Raw genomic sequence first — 16,577 nt, 5'->3', positions numbered from 1 at the left:
CAAGGGCAACCTACATTACGTCTAGGTAAAAAACCGTAATCTGGCTGACACTTCGCAATATTTTGTCGTCTCTACGACGTCTTATCCTCCCGGATACCAGTGAATTCGCGCCTTCACGCCTGCACAGCCTATGCGGATTGCTGGCGCAACATTGACGGGCGCTGCTGCGACGAAGCTCCTGCTTCCAGCGATGTCACATCATGCACCACATACTTGCCGCGGCTCAGTCTGGTGAGCACGCCGTCCTTCTGCATCTCATTGAGCAGGGTGGACACGGTTTGGCGCGTGGAGCCGACAAAATCGGCAATCTGCTTCACGGACAGCCCCGTGGAGACCACCACGCCAGCGCGGTTTTCTTCGCCTCTGTCGTTTGCTTCCTGCAGCAGGAAGTCGCACAGGCGCATCTTGATGTCCTTAAAGGCAAGGCGGTTGATGATGTTGAGCGTGTTGTGCAGGTGCTCGCCCAAGAGGGTCAGGGTCGCCATGGAAAAGTACGGGCTGTCCGCAGCCTGACGCCCGAACGTCTGCATCTCGGACACGAGGATGGTCGTATCGGTCAGGGCCTGCAGGCAGGCACGGGTGTGCGTGGTGTAGGCATCGCCTTCCTTCAGGATGGCAAGGTTGAATTCCTTGTCATCGTCGGCGAGGAACACCCGGACGCGGCCGCGCTTGACCACAAAGATCTGGTTCCCGGCCTCGGACGGGGTGAGGATCATGTTGTTCTTCAGGTAGCGCCGTTCGCGAAACAGCTCGGAGAATTCCGCGTGTTCGGGGCTTTCCAGAACTTCCAGCATATTCATGGGTGCCAGACTCGTGTGTGTAATCATACTCATGTCTTCCTCGGCTCGGGTTTCCCGCGTATTGGGTGTCAGCCTTTGCGCCAGTTTCCGGGCAGCCAACCTGGGTGTGGTGTCAAATGCTGATCAAGTTTACGGGTTCCGATGGTGCCAAACCATGGCCAAGTTATCAATCCCGATTTTGGGCGATTTTGCCGGATTTTCCAGTTGCGAGCAGAGAATTACTCTCATTTCAGACTGGGGGTACCGGCAGCATTCCCAACTTTCCCCTCATCGCCTCGATTCGTTGCGAGGAGCTTCTTATCCGATTGAGAAAAACTTCGCAAGCAAGACATGCCGCACTCTGCCACGCGAAAAAGACAAAATTTTTCAAAAAATTTGTCTGTACCTGCAAACCAGCATAGATTTTTTTCGGCATGCAGAGCCACTTTTTATGGAACAAAATAAAACTAAACTCTCTATAACACCGAACAAGACGAACATCTTAAACACATCACACCATTCATATTCACAGTTGTTCCTTCAATTTTCATCTCTCTCACATCAGAGAGAATTATACTATCATCTTTCATTGTGCGTCTATAAACCCTATCCATCCCTCTTTCACTCCAAAACAACGCCCATCATCTCCCTGACTGCAAGACAGAATGTCATGGACGCGACACTTTTGACACCAACGCAAAACTGACGCATGAGTCTCTTTAAGAGAAAGCAAGTTCTTTGAAATTTTTTTCAGTTACATCAATGCAACATCACACACAACACACACTGTTCACTGTAGTTGCATTGCTTAACTCTCTTAAGCAAGCTCTATGTCAGGTAGAAGACAGTCTTCACACCCCACAGGCTTGCTCTGAAACGATATACAAAACGTCCAACACAGCGTTAATTTTTTCACAAAACCTCCCCGGAGGGTACCAAAATGCAAACGATGTTTTCCGTTCTCGTTATCGAAGATCCGTACAGCAGTGAAAAGGCTTCCACCCTTCTGCGCGAAGCAGGCTGCTACGTGCTGACCGCCGAGAGCTGCTCCCAGGCACTCGACAAGATGCCGGAATATCTGGATGCCGTGGTTATCGACTCCACCACGCCGAACCTCTGCACCCGCCGCTCCCTCGAAAACCTGAAGCAGCGCGCGCCGCGCACCGCCGTGGTTGTTCTCGCCGGACAGGACAAGGTCACCATGCTGCAGGGCCTCAAGGGCGCCGAAGGCTACCTCGCCATGCCCTACCAGCAAAATGACCTGCTGGAGACCATCCGTAAGGGCTTCCTGCGCAGTGACAAGGGAACCACCGCCGCAGAACGCGTCGAACTCATCCCCGCTCCGGCCTCCACGGCCGGCTCCGGAGCACTGCACGCCTAGCCAAAATCGTTCACTTTCCCTCCGCGCCTCCGCGCTTTCCTCCTTGTGAAACTCCCGGCGCGGAGGGAAAAAAGACACCACGCACCCCGTACTGCGCGTGATGCCTACCGAATGCCGCCCGGTCCCGTCCTTGACCGGGCGGCTCTTTTTTAATTTTTTCGCGAAAATCCTTCCAAAATCGCCACCAGAAAGCGTCACCAAGCCGACAATACAGCTGTCCGCACCCTGACACCAGCTTCACCCAACGCCCCAAAACATCGCCCACGCACCCCATTTCCAGCTTCACCCAATGACCTATCGCGCGTCAACGCCACACGGTTTTGTCTCCGACGGCATAAGGGAGTGACTCCCTTATGAATCCCCATATGGAGGGCTACGTCGTGCAGGACGCTCACAAACGCCGCGCCACACGCCCGACTCCCGTCCCCCCCATAAGAGGATTGTTAAGGATGAAATCCTTAACCCACCGGAGGTAACAACAGTATGGCGCTACCACACGGCACGCCACAGCGCCGCCGCGACGTGCCACAGCCTACCGCGCGCCAACGCCACACGCTTTTGTCTCCGACGGCATAAGGGAGTGACTCCCTTATGGATCCCCATATGGAGGGCTACGCCGTGCAGGGCGCTCACAAACGCCGCGCCACACGCCCGGCTCCCATCTCCCCATAAGAGGATTGTTAAGGATGAAATCCTTAACCCACCGGAGGTAACAACAGCATGGCGCCACCACACGGCACGCCACAGCGCCGCCGCGACGTGCCACAGCCTACCGCGCGCCAACGCCACACGTTTTTGTCTCCGACGGCATAAGGGAGTGACTCCCTTATGAATCCCCATATGGAGGGCTACGTCGTGCAGGGCGCTCACAAACACCGCGCCACACGCCCGACTCCCATCCCCCCATAAAAGGATTGGTAAGGATGAAATCCTTAACCCACCGGAGGTAACAACAGCATGGCGCCACCACACGGCACGCCACAGCGCCGCCGCGGCGTGCCACAGCCTACCGCGCGCCAACGCCACACGGTTTTGTCTCCGACGGCATAAGGGAGTGACTCCCTTATGGATCCCCATATGGAGGGCTACGTCGTGCAGGGCGCTCACAAACACCGCGCCACACGCCCGGCTCCCATCTCCCCATAAGAGGATTGTTAAGGATGAAATCCTTAACCCACCGGAGGGAACAACAGCATGGCGCCACCACACGGCACGCCACAGCGCCGCCGCGACGTGCCACAGCCTACCGCGCGCCAACGCCACACGCTTTTGTCTCCGACGACATAAGGGAGTGACTCCCTTATGGATCCCCATATGGAGGGCTACGCCGTGCAGGGCGCTCACAAACACCGCGCCACACGCCCCACTCCCGTCCCCCCCATAAGAGGATTGTTAAGGATGAAATCCTTAACCCACCGGAGGTAACAACAGTATGGCGTTACCACGACGCACGCCACAGCGCCGCCTATTGGGCGTAACGCTGACGCAGGGTAGCGAAGAGGTCGGGTTTACGGTCGTATTGGTGGACGATGACGGCGGGGTCGCCGTTGTCGTTGAGAATGCGGCCCTCGGCATCGATGGCCGGGGCGGAGGGCTTCATGGCGAGGGTGAGGATGGGGCCAGAGTTGTCGTGGCAGGTCACCTCGGGCAGTTGCCCGGTGTGCAGAAGATGATTGTGTACGCCTTGATCGTAGCCCGCCATACCCTTCTGGGGCACGTAGCCCTTGAGATGGGCAATCATGCGGTCCAGATAATCGAGCATGGGGCCATGCGCGGCCACGGTGGTCCCGGAGCAGGAGACGCGGCACTGTGCCATGGCGCGCCACGCGGCGTCGCCAAGATGCCCGGTGACCCACTTGGTCATGTAGGGGCAGGTGCCAACGCTGGTGCAGGCGTCCTCAAGGGTGACGTTGACGCCGGGGCCCCACGCGTAGGCCATGGGGTCAGCCTGAAAAATAACGTCGCGCACGTCTGTGAGCAGAATGCGGGAGTAACGGCGCGGGGCGTTTGCGAGCCAATCGCGATAGAGCACGTACCGCCACGCATTATAGGGTATGTGCGCCTTTTCGGCGGGCCGCTCAAAGGGCACGGTCGTCACGCCGTGGGCGGCAATGCGATCTGCGCCGCGGGTGGTGGGCGTAATAAAAAGAACGCAGTCGCCGCGAAATCCGGACTGCTCCAGAGACGCGGCAAAGGGCCGCACATCGCCATAATGATACCCGGCGGCGAGGCCGAGAAGAAGTGTCGATTCCATGAGTTACGCTGATATTGCTCCGCCGCACAAAACGGCACGACGGGGCTGCCTGAGGCGTGGGCGATACGGTTGAAGAATGACCGGGGCGCGGGATGACCGGGGAACGTCGGTCTACGCCGATGCGGCGGGGCTGAGGGCGCACCGGTTTCCCGGCAGACGCAGGCCGCCACCCGCACGAGATGCGCTGTCTGAGCGACGGCAGGACGGAACGGAACGGCGGCTAGGCCGGAGCGTCGTCTCCGGAATCCTGACAGCCCTCGCAAATCCCTTGCAAAACAACTTCGTATCCTTCCAGCGTGAAGCCTGTGGGCAACAGCTCACTGAAGTCCTCCTCTGCTGGTTCCAGGTCAAAAACCCTGTGGCACCGGAGGCACTGGAAAAAGTGATGGCGTTTGCGGCGGCGCTTCTCGTAGTGCGCCTTTTGGTTGGGGAGGAGAATTTGATCAATTTCGCCAAGCTCGGTGAGTTTGGCGAGGTTTCTGTAGACCGTGGCAATGCCCAGACGCGGGACTATGGCCTGCGCGCGACTGAGTATCTCCTCCGGCTTCAGAGGACGACGGGCAGCACTCAACACTTGAACGATGGCTTGTCTTTGAGGGGTGTTTCGCTTCATCTCTTCTTTGTGATTGTTGAAAGAACCGTTTATTTATGCCGAAACCACGGACTCCGGGGCGGAGGGTGTAACCATCTTTAGGGCGCTTTCGTCAAGGGTTTCTCACCTGAATACGGGAAAAAAGCAAATCGCGAAACCGTTGTCTGACGCACGGACGTTGACAACACCGCCCTTTTCCTATTGATGTACGTGCACCATACGACCACTGCGCGCGCCCTGCCAGCGCGCTTCGTCCGGGGCTTTTCGCCCAGTTTGCGCGTAGCCCGAAAGCTCGCGCAACGCGGCTCAAAAGCGCGGCGGGGAAGGCCCGGCCCCGCCTCAGGCCAATTCCGTCACCAGTAAAGGAGACTCCACCATGTCCAGATTCCTCACCCTCGCCGCCCTGTGCCTGACCCTCGCCCTTGCGGCGTGCGGCGACGACAGCGCCACCACGGCGCAGTCCGCCAAGGACAAGCCAGCCGAAATGCCAACGCTGACAGTCATGTCCCACGATAGTTTCAGCATCAGCAAAGAGCTTGTACAGCGCTTTGAAGAGGAACACGGGGCCAAGGTCGCGTTCCTGAAAACCAGCGGCGCCGGCGCGGGACTGAACCAGTGCATCCTTGCCAAGGGCAATCCGCTGGCGGACATCTTCATCGGTGTGGATACCACATTTCTGAGCCGCGCCATAGACGCAGACATCTTTGAAGCCTACAACGCCCCGGCTCTTGCGGACATCCCGGAAAGCCTGAAGCTGGACAGCGCCCACAGGCTGCTGCCCGTCAGCTTTGGCGATGTGTGCCTGAATTACGACAAGGCATGGTTCGCGGCCAAGGGCCTGCCCGCCCCCACCTCGCTGGAAGACCTGACGCGCCCGGAATACAAGGGGCTGACCGTGGTGCAGAACCCCGCCACGTCATCTCCCGGTCTGTCCTTCCTGCTGGCAACGGTGGGGCACTTTGGCGAAGAGGGCGCGTTTGCATTTTGGCAGCAGCTCGCGCAGAACGACGTCAAAATCACCGATAGCTGGAAGAACGCCTACTGGGGCGAATTCTCCGCCGCCTCTGACGGCACGCGGCCCATTGTGGTCAGCTATGCCTCCAGCCCCGCGGCCGAGGTCTACTACGCCGAGGAAAAGCCAGACGACGCCCCCACCGCCGCCGTGCTGACGGCCGGGTCCGGCTTCCGTCAGGTGGAGTTCGCCGGCATCCTCAAGGGCACGAAGCAGCGCGAACTGGCCGAACGCTTTGTGGACTTCCTGCTCTCCGCCGAAGTCCAGCAGGATATTCCGCTGCAAATGTGGGTATACCCGGCAAACGCCAAGGCCGAACTGCCCGAGGTCTTCCGCGCCTACGCCGCCACGCTGGACGCTCCGGCCACGCTAAGCCCAAAGGCCATCGACGAAGGGCGCGAGCGCTTCATCCAGCGCTGGACCACCACCGTCCTGCGCTAAGGCGAGTCATCAAGCACATTCACGCGTGGGGGCTGTCATGGCGGTTGTTCCGCACTGGCGGCCCCTTGCACGCATTCACCGCACTCCAACGGAGGCATCGGTCATCCGCCTACGCGCCGTTCATATCATTATAAGTGTGCCGGTTTTCTTTCTGGCCGTGCTGTACTTCTATCCGCTGCTCTCCATCTTTGGCCTGAGCTTCTTTCCGGATGGAACGTTTGACCCGGCGCGGCTGAGTGGGCTTGTGGCTTCGGACTACTACCTGCGCACGCTGTGGTTCACCACATGGCAGGCGGCGGCCAGCACAGCGCTGACCATGCTGGCGGGCATCCCTGCGGCGTATGTCTTTTCGCACTATGCCTTTCCGGGCAAACGCCTGCTGCGCACGGTGACGGGCATTCCGTTTGTTCTGCCCACCATTGTTGTGGCGGCGGCGTTTAGCGCCCTGCTTGGCCCCAGCGGCCTTGTTAATGGCGCCCTCATGCGCGTTTTCTCCCTCAACGCGCCGCCGGTACATCTGGAAAACACCATCTGGATTATCCTGCTGGCGCACGTGTTTTATAATTTCACCGTGGTCCTGCGCATTGTGGGTGGCTTTTGGGAGACGCTGGACCCAGCGCTGGAGGACGCCGCGCGGATGCTTGGCGCGTCACCCCTGCGGGCGTTTCGCACTGTGACGCTGCCGCTGCTTATGCCTGCGCTCACGGCAGCGGGCGTGCTGGTATTTATCTTCTGCTTCTGCTCCTTTGGCGTCATCCTCGTCCTTGGCGGGCCGCACTTTGCCACGCTGGAGGTGGCGATTTACCGGCAGGCGGTGCACGTCTTCAACCTGCCCATGGCGGCGGCGCTGTCGCTGATTCAAATTCTGTTCACCTTTGCGCTGATGTGGGTCTATACCCGCCTGCAACGCCGCGCACCGCGCTCCACCAGCGCGGCCCGGCGCACGCCGCGCACCTGCGCTGGCTCCCGGCAACGCGTGCTGGTCGGGTGCGTCTGCGGCGGCATCGCGCTGCTGAGTGGATTGCCGCTGGCCGCCCTTGTGCTGCAATCGCTGCGCTCGGCGCGGGGGCTAAGTTTCGACGCCTACACCCGCCTGTTTACCGCCACCAGCGACTCCATTTTCTTTGTGCCGCCGGGGCAGGCGATTGCGACCTCCGTGGGCTATGGCCTTGCCACGCTGGGCATTGCGCTGGTGGTTGGGCTGTGCGCGGCGCATGGCCTGTCGCGCGATTCGCGGCGGCTGAATGCGGTACTTGATCCGCTGTTCATGTTGCCGCTGTCCACCTCCGCGGTGACGCTGGGCTTTGGATTTATCATCGCGCTGGATGAACCGCCGCTGGACCTGCGGTCCTCGCTACTGCTGGTGCCGCTGGCGCACAGCCTTGTGGCGTTTCCTTTTGTGGTACGCACGGTTCTGCCCGTTATGCGCTCCATTCCGAATAACCTGCGGGAATCCGCCGCCCTGCTTGGCGCGTCGCCCTGGCGGGTGTGGCGGTGCATCGACCTGCCCATCATCAGCCGCACCGTGGCGGCGGCGGCCGTATTCGCCTTTACCATCAGCCTTGGGGAATTCGGGGCGACGGTCTTTGTGGCGCGCCCGCAGACGCCCACCATGCCGCTGGCCATCTATCGCTTTTTGGGCCAGCCCGGCGCGGTAAATTACACACAAGCCATGGCCATGAGTTCCCTGCTCATGCTGGTGACGGCCATCGGCTTCCTTATCCTTGAAAAATGCACGCCCCGCGACCGGGGGGAGTTCTAGCATGTCTTTACTTCACGTTTCCGCCATCACCAAGCGCTTCGACGCGCGCTACTCCCTCAGCGACATCTCCTTCGGCCTTGATGAGGGCGAGGTGCTGTGCTTTTTGGGACCATCCGGCTGTGGCAAAACCACCCTGCTACGCATTATCGCCGGGCTGGAGCGCGCGGACTCCGGCGCGGTGCACCTTGGCGGCGCGCCGCTGCACGCCATCCCGCCCCACCAGCGCGGATTCGGCATGATGTTTCAGGAATACGCGCTGTTTCCGCACCTGAATGTGGCGCAGAACGTGGCCTTTGGCCTGCGCATGCGCGGCGACAGCCCCTCGCAGCGCGCGGCGCGCGTGACGGAGATGCTCCAACTGGTGGGCCTTAAAGGACGGGAGGACAGCAACATCGCAGACCTGTCCGGCGGTGAGCGCCAGCGCGTGGCCCTTGCGCGCAGCCTTGCGCCCCAGCCGCGTCTGCTGATGCTGGACGAACCACTGGCCGCCCTGGACCGCGCCCTGCGCGAACGCCTCGCCCGCGACCTGCGAAACATCCTTAAAACCGTCGGCGTCACGGCTATTTTTGTGACGCATGACCAATCCGAAGCCTTTGCCATCGCGGACAAGGTGGCGGTGTTTGACGACGGCAAACTGCTGCAAATGGGCGCGCCGGAGGATGTCTACACCCGCCCGGCAAGCGAAACCGTGGCCCGCTTTCTGGGCTTTCGTAATATCTACCCCGTTCTTGGGGCCGAAGGACGCACGGTGCGGACGGCCCTTGGCACCCTGCGCGCGCCGCAGGCCGCTGAGGAGCCAACACACCTGCTCATCCGGCCCGAGGGAGCGCGTATCGCCAAGTCAAAGGACATCCACGCCGCCATGGCGAAGCACCCGGACTGCGGATCCATCATTTCCGGCACCGTGCGCGAGCGAACCTTCCTCGGCCACAGCATCCAGATAACGCTGGAAGCCACGGCGCAAACGCTGGTACGCGTTCTGCTCCCTCTCGCGCCCACGCCGCCCCCGGTGGGCGACCCCATCGCCATCACCGTCCCGGACGAATCCCTCGTCCTGCTGGACGCCGAATACGGCGCATAGCACGCAAAAAGGCGGCCTTCCCTCAGGAAGACCGCCTTTTTCAAAAGACTCTTATGTGGCGCGGGGACTAGGCGATAAGAATCGCCCCGCCAAGGCCGCACAGCACCACCCCGGCAAAGGCGTTGAGCACGCCCTGCCTGCGCTCCAGAATGCGCCGCAGGGCCGGAGTGTGCAGGAAAAGCACAAACAGCAGCCACACGGCGAAGCACTCCGCCACAAGGGCCGCGCCGCAGACCAGCTTCTGCGGCATGGGCGTCTCCGGGCTGACCACCTGCGTAAACACACTCAGGACGAACAGCGTCACCTTGGGGTTCAGCAGGTTGCAGAACAGCCCGTCACGAAAGCCCATACGCCAGCTGGCCGCCGCGCACCCGTCGGTCCCGGAAAGGTCCAGCCCGGAGCGGCTTCGCAAGCAACTGACGCCTATCCACAGCAAGTATGCCGCACCGGCATAGCGTACTGCGTTGAACACCATCACATTCTGCTGCAACAACACGGCCAGTCCCAGCACGGACAAACTCACGTGCACGCAGAATCCTGCGGTCACGCCCAGCGCGCATGCCACGGCGGGAACGCGCGTTCCGCCCGTGGAATGCCGCACCAGCATCATCATGTCCGGTCCGGGGCTGATTTGGGCCACAAAGGCCACAGTCAGCAGCGTAGCAAGCGTTTCAAACATATTCTCAAAATCCTCCTGATTGGCGCCATTGCGCCGATGAGGGGGATAACGCTCCGAAAACATGTTTGGAAATGATTAATAGGCACGGTTCTCATGCCCAAAAGGAATACCGCCGCGTCAGGGCATGACGCCGAAGGCCTGCAAGTTATGCCACAGGTGACCGCGCAGCCACACATTGGCCGGGTCCGCGTCGGTGCGGCGATGCCACATGAGGCCATACTTGAAACGCGGCGAGGGGAAGGGTAAATCCCGCACCACCAGCCCATGGTGGCTGGCCAGATGCCGCGCAATGTGCCCCGGCAGGGTCAGAAGAAGGTCCGTCATGGCCACGGTGCGCATGGCGGCGGCATAAAGCGGTACGCGCAGGGCGACGCGGCGGCGTTTGCCCGTGTGAGCAAGGGCCGTGTCGATAACGCGCTGCTTGTCCGTGCCGGAAGTGATGACCACATGCGGCTGGGAGATATAATCGGCAAGGGTCAGCACGCCATCTGCGGCGGGGTGTCCCTCGCGCATCAGGCACTGGAAGCCGTCCTCGCCATGGGTGTGGTAGACGATGTCCGGCGCGGTCTGCCCGTACAGCATGCACGAGGCCACATCCACGCGTCCGTCGCGCAGGGCGTCCTCGGCATTCACGTCCCAGATGCGCAGGTCCACGGAAACGCCCGGAGCCTCGGAAAAAGCCGTAGCCAGCGCCTGCGGAAAGGCATGCTGGGCCAGATAGTCCGTGATGGACACCGTAAAGCTGCGGCGACTGATGGCGGGATTAAATCCACCGGCTTCCACCACAGCGCTCACATCGCGCAGAACGCTGTCAAGCTGCGGCAGAATGCGCTCCGCAAGGGGCGTGCGCACAAGACGGTTGCCGCTGCGAACCAGAAGCTGGTCGCCAAACATATCGCGCAGCCGCGCAAGGTTTTTGCTCATGGCGGATTGGGTGACGTTGCACTGCGCCGCCGCACGGCTGACGTGACGCTCGTCCAACAGGGCCTTGAGGGAAACAAGAAGATTCAGATTCACATCGGCAAGTGGCATGGCAGGACTCTCACGCACACAGCGCATGACGTCAAGTCATATCTCTCCTCATTTTCAGTCCACCGGGAGATAGTCCACCCCCTGCCGTGCGGCCCTTGCTCACTGGACAGGGGAGTCACCATGGCGTATCCCTGCCACAGTGGAGACCCCGTAAAGCTTGCGTCCACGGCTGGTTGGACCACACCTCCTCCTGCTTGCGCACGTGAAGGAAGCGGTCTATCCCCACCACCCGCCCGGACGATGGCCGTCCCGGCGACATCTGCGCACCGCGGCCCTGCCGGCGGATGCGCCACGCAGGCCGCGCCGTCAGGGGCACCACGACGGAAGCGCCGCACAGCAACGCATTTTCTAGAGCGAAGGAAACCATCATGACCTCACGGCAAACCCCGTCCGAAGCCATAGAGCAGCTTCGGGACACGCTTCCCGCCTATCTCAACGCCGTGCCCGCCCTGTTTTGGCGAATCGACATCATTAAAAACGAGATAACCCTGCTCAATACCCATCGCCTGCCCGGACTGGCGGAAAAGTCCGACCTGCTCATCAAAAACATGACCTTTGCCCGCGAGCTGGTCCTGACCGAAGACTGGCCCCGCTTTCGCGAGTGTTTCGACAGCATCCGCAGCCGCCGCCCCATGAGCGGCATCTTCCGCATCACCAACAGCGACGGCACCCTCCAATGGATTAAGATGGCGGGCATGCCGGACCCGGTGTTCTCATGCTGTTCCGTGGGCTTTCTGATGGACTTCACCCGGCAGATGAACAGCCTTCATATCCTGTCCGAACGCCCCGGCCTTGCCACCAAAATTGATCTTTTTGACACGCCCGTCATCCTGCTGCGCTTCCATGACCGCCGGGTCGCCATGGCCAACGCCGCCGCGCGCGCCATGCTCGGCTACACGGAGCAGGAACTGCGCACGCTGGACGTTAAAGCCCTGCTGGGCGCAACCACCAGCGCCACCCTGCATGCGGCCTACGAAAGCCTCATCTTTTCGGACAGCTGGAACGGCGAGGTCAGCATCACGGACAAATCCGGCGCAGTGCATGTGGCCGACGCGCGCATCCGGGCCATTGCCCGCGACGGGCAGAACCTGCTGTGGCTGGCCCTGAACCCAGCCTCCGCCCCCGTGGCCCACCGCAAAACGCCGGAGCCCCAAACAGGCCTGTCCGTGCCGGACATCGCCGGCGCCATGCACGCCAGCACCAGCCTGCGCGACCTGCTGGCCGCCATCCTGCACAACCTGCCCTCGGGCACGGGGACGGACGCGGTGATGCTCTCGCGCATTTTCCCGGACAACGACACCATACAGGTGACCGGTGCGGGGCTTCCCTTTGAGGGCGTGCGGGAAAACGACACCCACTCCTACACCGGGTCCATAGCTGAAAACATCGTCCAATTCGGCCTCACCCACCTTGTGGTGAACGACACCTCCCGCAGCATCAAGCCCATCGACTGGGCGCTGTTCATCCCCCGCGGCATCCGCTCCTACTACGCGCAGCCCTTTTTCAAGGACGGCGACATCTGCTTTGTGCTCATCTTCTGTTCCACAACAGTCGGCAACTACGACGAGGACTCCCCCGCCCTGTTCAGCCCCATTTTCACGGACTTCCAGCGCGAACTGCAACGCTGTTTATCCACCTCCTGACCAGTTCCGCCCAACTGGTCCATCCAGAGTCTGCATAACGCGGCGATTCCTGCACATTGTTGCGCGGGTCGCCGCGTTTTTTTGACCTGCCCGACGTGAAGCGCCCGCATACCCTGCCCGCGCAAATTCCCCGTCACTCCTGCCTTTTCGCCTTTTTCACTGCGCCACGCGCCACTTCCACAGGCCTACTGGCCCAACCAGTTTGTGCCATGTTTTTCACAAAATCCTTGCCGCACTGGTGGCCTCTTTATAATCCAGTGAGCAGTGCACATTACACATGGTGATTCACCTTAAACTGGTTGGACCAGACTATGCAGCTCGCGCAAAAAAACTCCGTCTGCGAAAAAATCGCGGCCATGATTCAAAGCAACCGTTTTTCCAAAGGGGACAGACTCCCCGGAGAACGACGGCTTGCGGAACTGTTCGGCACCAGCCGCAATACCATCCGCGAGGCGCTCTGCAATCTTGAAACCATGGGCTACGTGGAAATCCGCCGCCGCAGTGGATGCTACGTCAAAAATCCCCAAGGCCGCCTGAGCTGGGAGGCCCTGCGTACCGGCGCAAACTCGCGCATGGCGGGGCAACTGCTGGAGGCCTTCTCCGTCACTGTTCCCGGTTTGGTCCGGCGCGCCGCCGCACACCACACCGCGTCGGACATCGACAAGCTGGAGCACGCCACCGCGCGCCTTGGCCGCGCCATCGTCAACCGCGATATGGAAAACGTGGCGCGCCAGTACATCGGGTTCTTCCTTTCTGTGGCGGAGACCACGGGCAACGACTTTCTGACCCTGCTCCTGCGCGAGCTGGCCACCGCCGCCGAGGGGCTGTCCATCGGCGGTACGGGCCTGTCGGAAGTGGTGGTGGACGCGCTGTTCGCCAGCCATGTGGAACTCATCAACGCCATCCGCACCGGCAATATGAAGGAAGCCGCAAGCCTTGCGGAAAGCTGCATTGATACATTCAGCCGTCTTGTGCTGGCGGACTAGCCGCACGAACGATTCACATACGATTTCATGAAACGACGAGAATTCTTCAGCCGCATCCTTGGTGGATTCGCCGCGGCGCAGGACGAGGACGCCCCACAGCCCCTGAGCGAACGGGAACTCTTTATGCGCGCCATGGCGATGGGCATCGATCCGGCTACGGTCACGCCCGGGCAATTGCGTGAACTGGTTCCGGACGCGGAACCGCAATCAACGAGAGCTGACGAACGGCAACACAGTGACGGCATCGCCCCGTCCAACCGTTCGGCAAAGGAGAAAGAATAGCATGGACCACAGCAGTTTCAGCTATCTGGAGAGTCGCAAGCTGGTCAAACGCTGGAACGGGCCCATCCCGGCCCTTGTGAACACGCTGCTTATTGCCGTGTTCTTCTACGTGACCTGGTGGATATTCCAGGACCCGCGCGGCATGATGCGCATGTACACCCCGTACGTGGGCTACATGGTGTGCCGCTGGCTCCTCATCCTGTTCATCTGGGTGGCCTACATTTTCGACTATTGGCCCTTCAAGCGCTCATGGCTTGAAAAGACGCACCCGCTTATCAAAGGCTCCGTGCTTACGCTGTTTAGCGTGGCCGCCATGGTACTGCTGATTAAGGGCTTCTTCGTCGACATCCTCGGCAACTTCGGCATCGCCTACTTTGACCCGGACCGCCTCATCGACATGGGCATTTCGGACTTCTACGCCATTGAGTACGCGGCCGAGGCCATTATGATGTTTGCCGCCATCGCCTCGTGGCTGTCCCCCAGTTGGGTGGTCGCCTGCGAAAACGCCCCGTGGGGCAAGCTGAAGCAGCCCGCGCGCGGCATCACCATCGTGCTGGTGACGTTCTTCTTCAGCATGATTGTCTACTTCCTGACCATGCACTCGCACATGGCGATTCTCTTCTACCCCTGGCAGAAGTTCACCGCCATTTGCCCGCCCTACTGGGAGAGCTTTGCCAACACCGTGTCCGGCAACTTCCACATTGCGTGGATTATGTGCTGCACCGTGGTGGTGTGGCTGTATGAAACCATTTGGGAGCGCTATCCCTTCAACCTCATCAAGACGGACTGGCTGCGCCGCACGGCATCGTTCTTCGGCATCATCGGCGTGGCGCTGGCGCTGTGCTACTTCCTCTTCTATGCGCAGGACCTCGTCTGGGGCGAGACCATCCGCGGCACCCGCCGCCTGATGGCTCCGGACTGGCGCTGGCTGCACGTGGGCGAAATGGCCATCTTCTGGCTGGTGCCCACCCTGTACCTCAACTTCTATTGCGGCAACTGGCCCAACAAGTTCAGCCGCCCGGTGAACGTGTGCCTGCGCACCCTGCTCACCGCCGTAATGGCCGTTGTGGTCTACGTTATCTACTACAAGACCTCGCACCTGTTCCTCGGCACGCAGAAGGGCTTCTCGCATCCGCAGCAGTTCCCGATGATCCCGATGATCTGGCTCATCAACATCTTCCTCATCAATGTGTGGTTCATGGACGGCTGGCCCGGCTGGAAGGCCGAACGCAAGACCGAAGCCGAACTGCGCGAAGTGGAAGAGGAAATCGTCGCCAGCGACGTGAAGTGGACGTCCGCGCTGGCCAAGGGTCTGGCCGTGGGCCTCGCCTGCGGCGTCGGGCTGTACTGGCTGATGATCACCGTCCTGCCTTGGGTCGGCGAAAACATCACCATCATCAAGTAGGCGCGAAGGCCAAAGGAGCACGACAATGAGCAAGAACGAAAACGGCGTCAACAGACGCGACTTCATGAAAGGCGCGGCCACAGGCCTGTGCGTGGGCGCTTTTGCCGGAATGGGCCTGTATTCCTACACCCCGTCCGCCTACGACCGCATGCCCGACCCCAAGCGCAAAATGCAGGACTTCGGCGAATGCCGCAGCGTGCGCGTAACCAATATCTCCGAGACCAGCTGGTTCAACAACGCCCACCTCATCGGCGACATCCACAAGGCCGGCGGCCTGCTGGTGAACCAGTACACCCTGAACTGGCCCCCCTTCGGCAACGGCAAGGGTTCGGCCAAGGGCTCGTATAAGGAAGGTATTGACTCCATCAAGCACCTGCTGCCGCACGACCTCGAAAAGGCGTGGGAAATCCAGCAGGGCCTGACCCTGCACCCCGAAAACGCCGGCGGCTACTCCTGCCTCATCGAGGTGGAGGCCATGGACGGCACCATCCACAAGTACCTGCTGGATACCGGCTGGTCCTACACATGGATGGACGCCGCCTTTAAGCGCGAGGGCATCGACAAGCTCTTGCAGGCCGGTGAAATCGAGGGGCTGTTCATCTCGCATGAGCACTGGGACCACTTCTGGGGCCTGCCCGTCACCACCAAGTACGACCCGAACATTGAACTCTACGTGCATGACGGCTTCTACGAGGAAGGCCTGCAGTACATCAAGGACTGCGGCCACACCGGCAATCTGCACATCGCCGACCAGCCCGTGACCAACATCACGCCAGGCATGGCGCTGCTCAAGTTCGACGTGCCCATCATCAACCGCGTGTTTGGCGAGACCTCCCTTGCCTTCAACGTCAAGGGCAAGGGCCTTGTGCTCATCTCCGGCTGCTGCCATCAGGGCATCCTGAAGTTTGCGGACTTCGCCTACACCCAGCTGAAGTACGACAAGGACAAGTTCTACGGCATCTACGGCGGCCTGCACATCTCGCCCTTTGAGGACTGGGATCCCAAATACGACGACCTCGTCATCTCCCTTGGCGACTGGGGCTTTGACCGCATTGGCTGCAACCACTGCACCGGTCACCTTACCGCCAAAAAGTTCATCGAGGCCGGATACCCCGTGGTCCGCGGCACCGCACGCTTCCGCTCGGCGTCCAAGGACTACCTCGGCAACGGTGACAAGATAACCTTTGGCGTTTAGCCAAGTACCCTAGCGGGGACTCCGCTCGTCCCCATCCTCCCCGGCCCGCGCAC

14 protein-coding genes are annotated in these 16,577 nt (G+C 60.8%); 9 read left to right on the top strand and 5 right to left on the bottom strand.

Annotated elements, in window-relative coordinates; all coding sequences use genetic code 11:
* Positions 1–128: 128 nt before the first annotated feature.
* Complete coding sequence (locus tag ACI3L3_RS12215; protein WP_404845407.1) at positions 129–827, bottom strand: Crp/Fnr family transcriptional regulator; 699 nt, start codon at positions 825–827, stop codon at positions 129–131.
* Positions 828–1,719: 892 nt separating this feature from the next.
* On the opposite strand from ACI3L3_RS12215, the gene ACI3L3_RS12210 reads away from it, so the two are divergent.
* Positions 1,720–2,160, top strand: a complete 441-nt coding sequence (locus ACI3L3_RS12210; RefSeq protein ID WP_404845406.1) for a response regulator — start codon at positions 1,720–1,722, stop codon at positions 2,158–2,160.
* Between the two features lie 1,465 nt (positions 2,161–3,625).
* Here the strand turns inward: ACI3L3_RS12210 and ACI3L3_RS12205 are convergent.
* The gene (locus ACI3L3_RS12205; protein WP_404845405.1) at positions 3,626–4,414 is read right to left on the bottom strand and encodes a hypothetical protein; all 789 of its coding nucleotides are present in this window, start codon (positions 4,412–4,414) and stop codon (positions 3,626–3,628) included.
* A 220-nt stretch (positions 4,415–4,634) separates the two neighbouring features.
* On the bottom strand, positions 4,635–5,027 hold the full coding sequence (locus ACI3L3_RS12200) for a transcriptional repressor (protein WP_404845404.1): 393 nt from the start codon (positions 5,025–5,027) through the stop codon (positions 4,635–4,637).
* Between the two features lie 355 nt (positions 5,028–5,382).
* On the opposite strand from ACI3L3_RS12200, the gene ACI3L3_RS12195 reads away from it, so the two are divergent.
* From ACI3L3_RS12195 to ACI3L3_RS12185, 3 genes are read left to right on the top strand one after another with little or no spacing between them, the layout of a single operon-like run.
* Positions 5,383–6,459 carry a thiamine ABC transporter substrate binding subunit gene (locus tag ACI3L3_RS12195; protein ID WP_404845403.1) on the top strand — a complete coding sequence of 359 codons (1,077 nt, stop codon included), beginning with the start codon at positions 5,383–5,385 and terminating at the stop codon, positions 6,457–6,459.
* Between the two features lie 37 nt (positions 6,460–6,496).
* Complete coding sequence (locus tag ACI3L3_RS12190; protein WP_404845402.1) at positions 6,497–8,221, top strand: ABC transporter permease; 1,725 nt, start codon at positions 6,497–6,499, stop codon at positions 8,219–8,221.
* Position 8,222: 1 nt separating this feature from the next.
* Complete coding sequence (locus ACI3L3_RS12185; protein WP_404845401.1) at positions 8,223–9,302, top strand: ABC transporter ATP-binding protein; 1,080 nt, start codon at positions 8,223–8,225, stop codon at positions 9,300–9,302.
* Between the two features lie 67 nt (positions 9,303–9,369).
* Here ACI3L3_RS12185 and ACI3L3_RS12180 read toward each other — a convergent pair whose 3' ends face one another.
* Positions 9,370–9,981 carry a LysE family translocator gene (locus ACI3L3_RS12180; RefSeq protein WP_404845400.1) on the bottom strand — a complete coding sequence of 204 codons (612 nt, stop codon included), beginning with the start codon at positions 9,979–9,981 and terminating at the stop codon, positions 9,370–9,372.
* A 117-nt stretch (positions 9,982–10,098) separates the two neighbouring features.
* Positions 10,099–11,013, bottom strand: coding sequence for a LysR family transcriptional regulator (locus ACI3L3_RS12175; protein ID WP_404845399.1), 915 nt, complete (start codon positions 11,011–11,013; stop codon positions 10,099–10,101).
* Between the two features lie 368 nt (positions 11,014–11,381).
* Between ACI3L3_RS12175 and ACI3L3_RS12170 the strand changes: the two genes are divergently transcribed.
* From ACI3L3_RS12170 to ACI3L3_RS12150, 5 genes are all read left to right on the top strand, one after another.
* Positions 11,382–12,656 carry a diguanylate cyclase gene (locus tag ACI3L3_RS12170; RefSeq protein ID WP_404845398.1) on the top strand — a complete coding sequence of 425 codons (1,275 nt, stop codon included), beginning with the start codon at positions 11,382–11,384 and terminating at the stop codon, positions 12,654–12,656.
* 311 nt (positions 12,657–12,967) lie between these two features.
* Positions 12,968–13,642: a FadR/GntR family transcriptional regulator gene (locus tag ACI3L3_RS12165; protein WP_404845397.1), complete on the top strand. Its 675-nt coding sequence runs from the start codon at positions 12,968–12,970 to the stop codon at positions 13,640–13,642.
* A gap of 27 nt (positions 13,643–13,669) precedes the next feature.
* The gene (locus ACI3L3_RS12160; protein ID WP_404845396.1) at positions 13,670–13,924 is read left to right on the top strand and encodes a hypothetical protein; all 255 of its coding nucleotides are present in this window, start codon (positions 13,670–13,672) and stop codon (positions 13,922–13,924) included.
* Position 13,925: 1 nt separating this feature from the next.
* A complete protein-coding gene (locus tag ACI3L3_RS12155) occupies positions 13,926–15,329 on the top strand; it encodes a hypothetical protein (RefSeq protein ID WP_404845395.1) in 1,404 nt (467 codons plus the stop codon).
* Positions 15,330–15,354: 25 nt separating this feature from the next.
* A complete protein-coding gene (locus ACI3L3_RS12150; protein WP_404845394.1) occupies positions 15,355–16,524 on the top strand; it encodes an MBL fold metallo-hydrolase in 1,170 nt (389 codons plus the stop codon).
* Positions 16,525–16,577 lie beyond the last annotated feature (53 nt).

The organism is Desulfobaculum sp. SPO524 (assembly GCF_044987625.1).
Classification (GTDB): domain Bacteria; phylum Desulfobacterota; class Desulfovibrionia; order Desulfovibrionales; family Desulfovibrionaceae; genus Desulfobaculum.
Note: the sequence above shows the minus strand (reverse complement) of the source record. Positions and strands in the feature narration are given on the sequence as shown.

Coding starts and splice junctions, on each gene's coding strand:
- ACI3L3_RS12180 (WP_404845400.1), bottom strand. CDS start 9,981: ATGTTTGAAACGCTTGCTACGCTGCTGACTGTGGCCTTTGTGGCCCAA.
- ACI3L3_RS12155 (WP_404845395.1), top strand. CDS start 13,926: ATGGACCACAGCAGTTTCAGCTATCTGGAGAGTCGCAAGCTGGTCAAA.
- ACI3L3_RS12165 (WP_404845397.1), top strand. CDS start 12,968: ATGCAGCTCGCGCAAAAAAACTCCGTCTGCGAAAAAATCGCGGCCATG.
- ACI3L3_RS12195 (WP_404845403.1), top strand. CDS start 5,383: ATGTCCAGATTCCTCACCCTCGCCGCCCTGTGCCTGACCCTCGCCCTT.
- ACI3L3_RS12160 (WP_404845396.1), top strand. CDS start 13,670: ATGAAACGACGAGAATTCTTCAGCCGCATCCTTGGTGGATTCGCCGCG.
- ACI3L3_RS12215 (WP_404845407.1), bottom strand. CDS start 827: ATGATTACACACACGAGTCTGGCACCCATGAATATGCTGGAAGTTCTG.
- ACI3L3_RS12185 (WP_404845401.1), top strand. CDS start 8,223: ATGTCTTTACTTCACGTTTCCGCCATCACCAAGCGCTTCGACGCGCGC.
- ACI3L3_RS12210 (WP_404845406.1), top strand. CDS start 1,720: ATGCAAACGATGTTTTCCGTTCTCGTTATCGAAGATCCGTACAGCAGT.
- ACI3L3_RS12200 (WP_404845404.1), bottom strand. CDS start 5,027: ATGAAGCGAAACACCCCTCAAAGACAAGCCATCGTTCAAGTGTTGAGT.
- ACI3L3_RS12190 (WP_404845402.1), top strand. CDS start 6,497: ATGGCGGTTGTTCCGCACTGGCGGCCCCTTGCACGCATTCACCGCACT.
- ACI3L3_RS12150 (WP_404845394.1), top strand. CDS start 15,355: ATGAGCAAGAACGAAAACGGCGTCAACAGACGCGACTTCATGAAAGGC.
- ACI3L3_RS12170 (WP_404845398.1), top strand. CDS start 11,382: ATGACCTCACGGCAAACCCCGTCCGAAGCCATAGAGCAGCTTCGGGAC.
- ACI3L3_RS12175 (WP_404845399.1), bottom strand. CDS start 11,013: ATGCCACTTGCCGATGTGAATCTGAATCTTCTTGTTTCCCTCAAGGCC.
- ACI3L3_RS12205 (WP_404845405.1), bottom strand. CDS start 4,414: ATGGAATCGACACTTCTTCTCGGCCTCGCCGCCGGGTATCATTATGGC.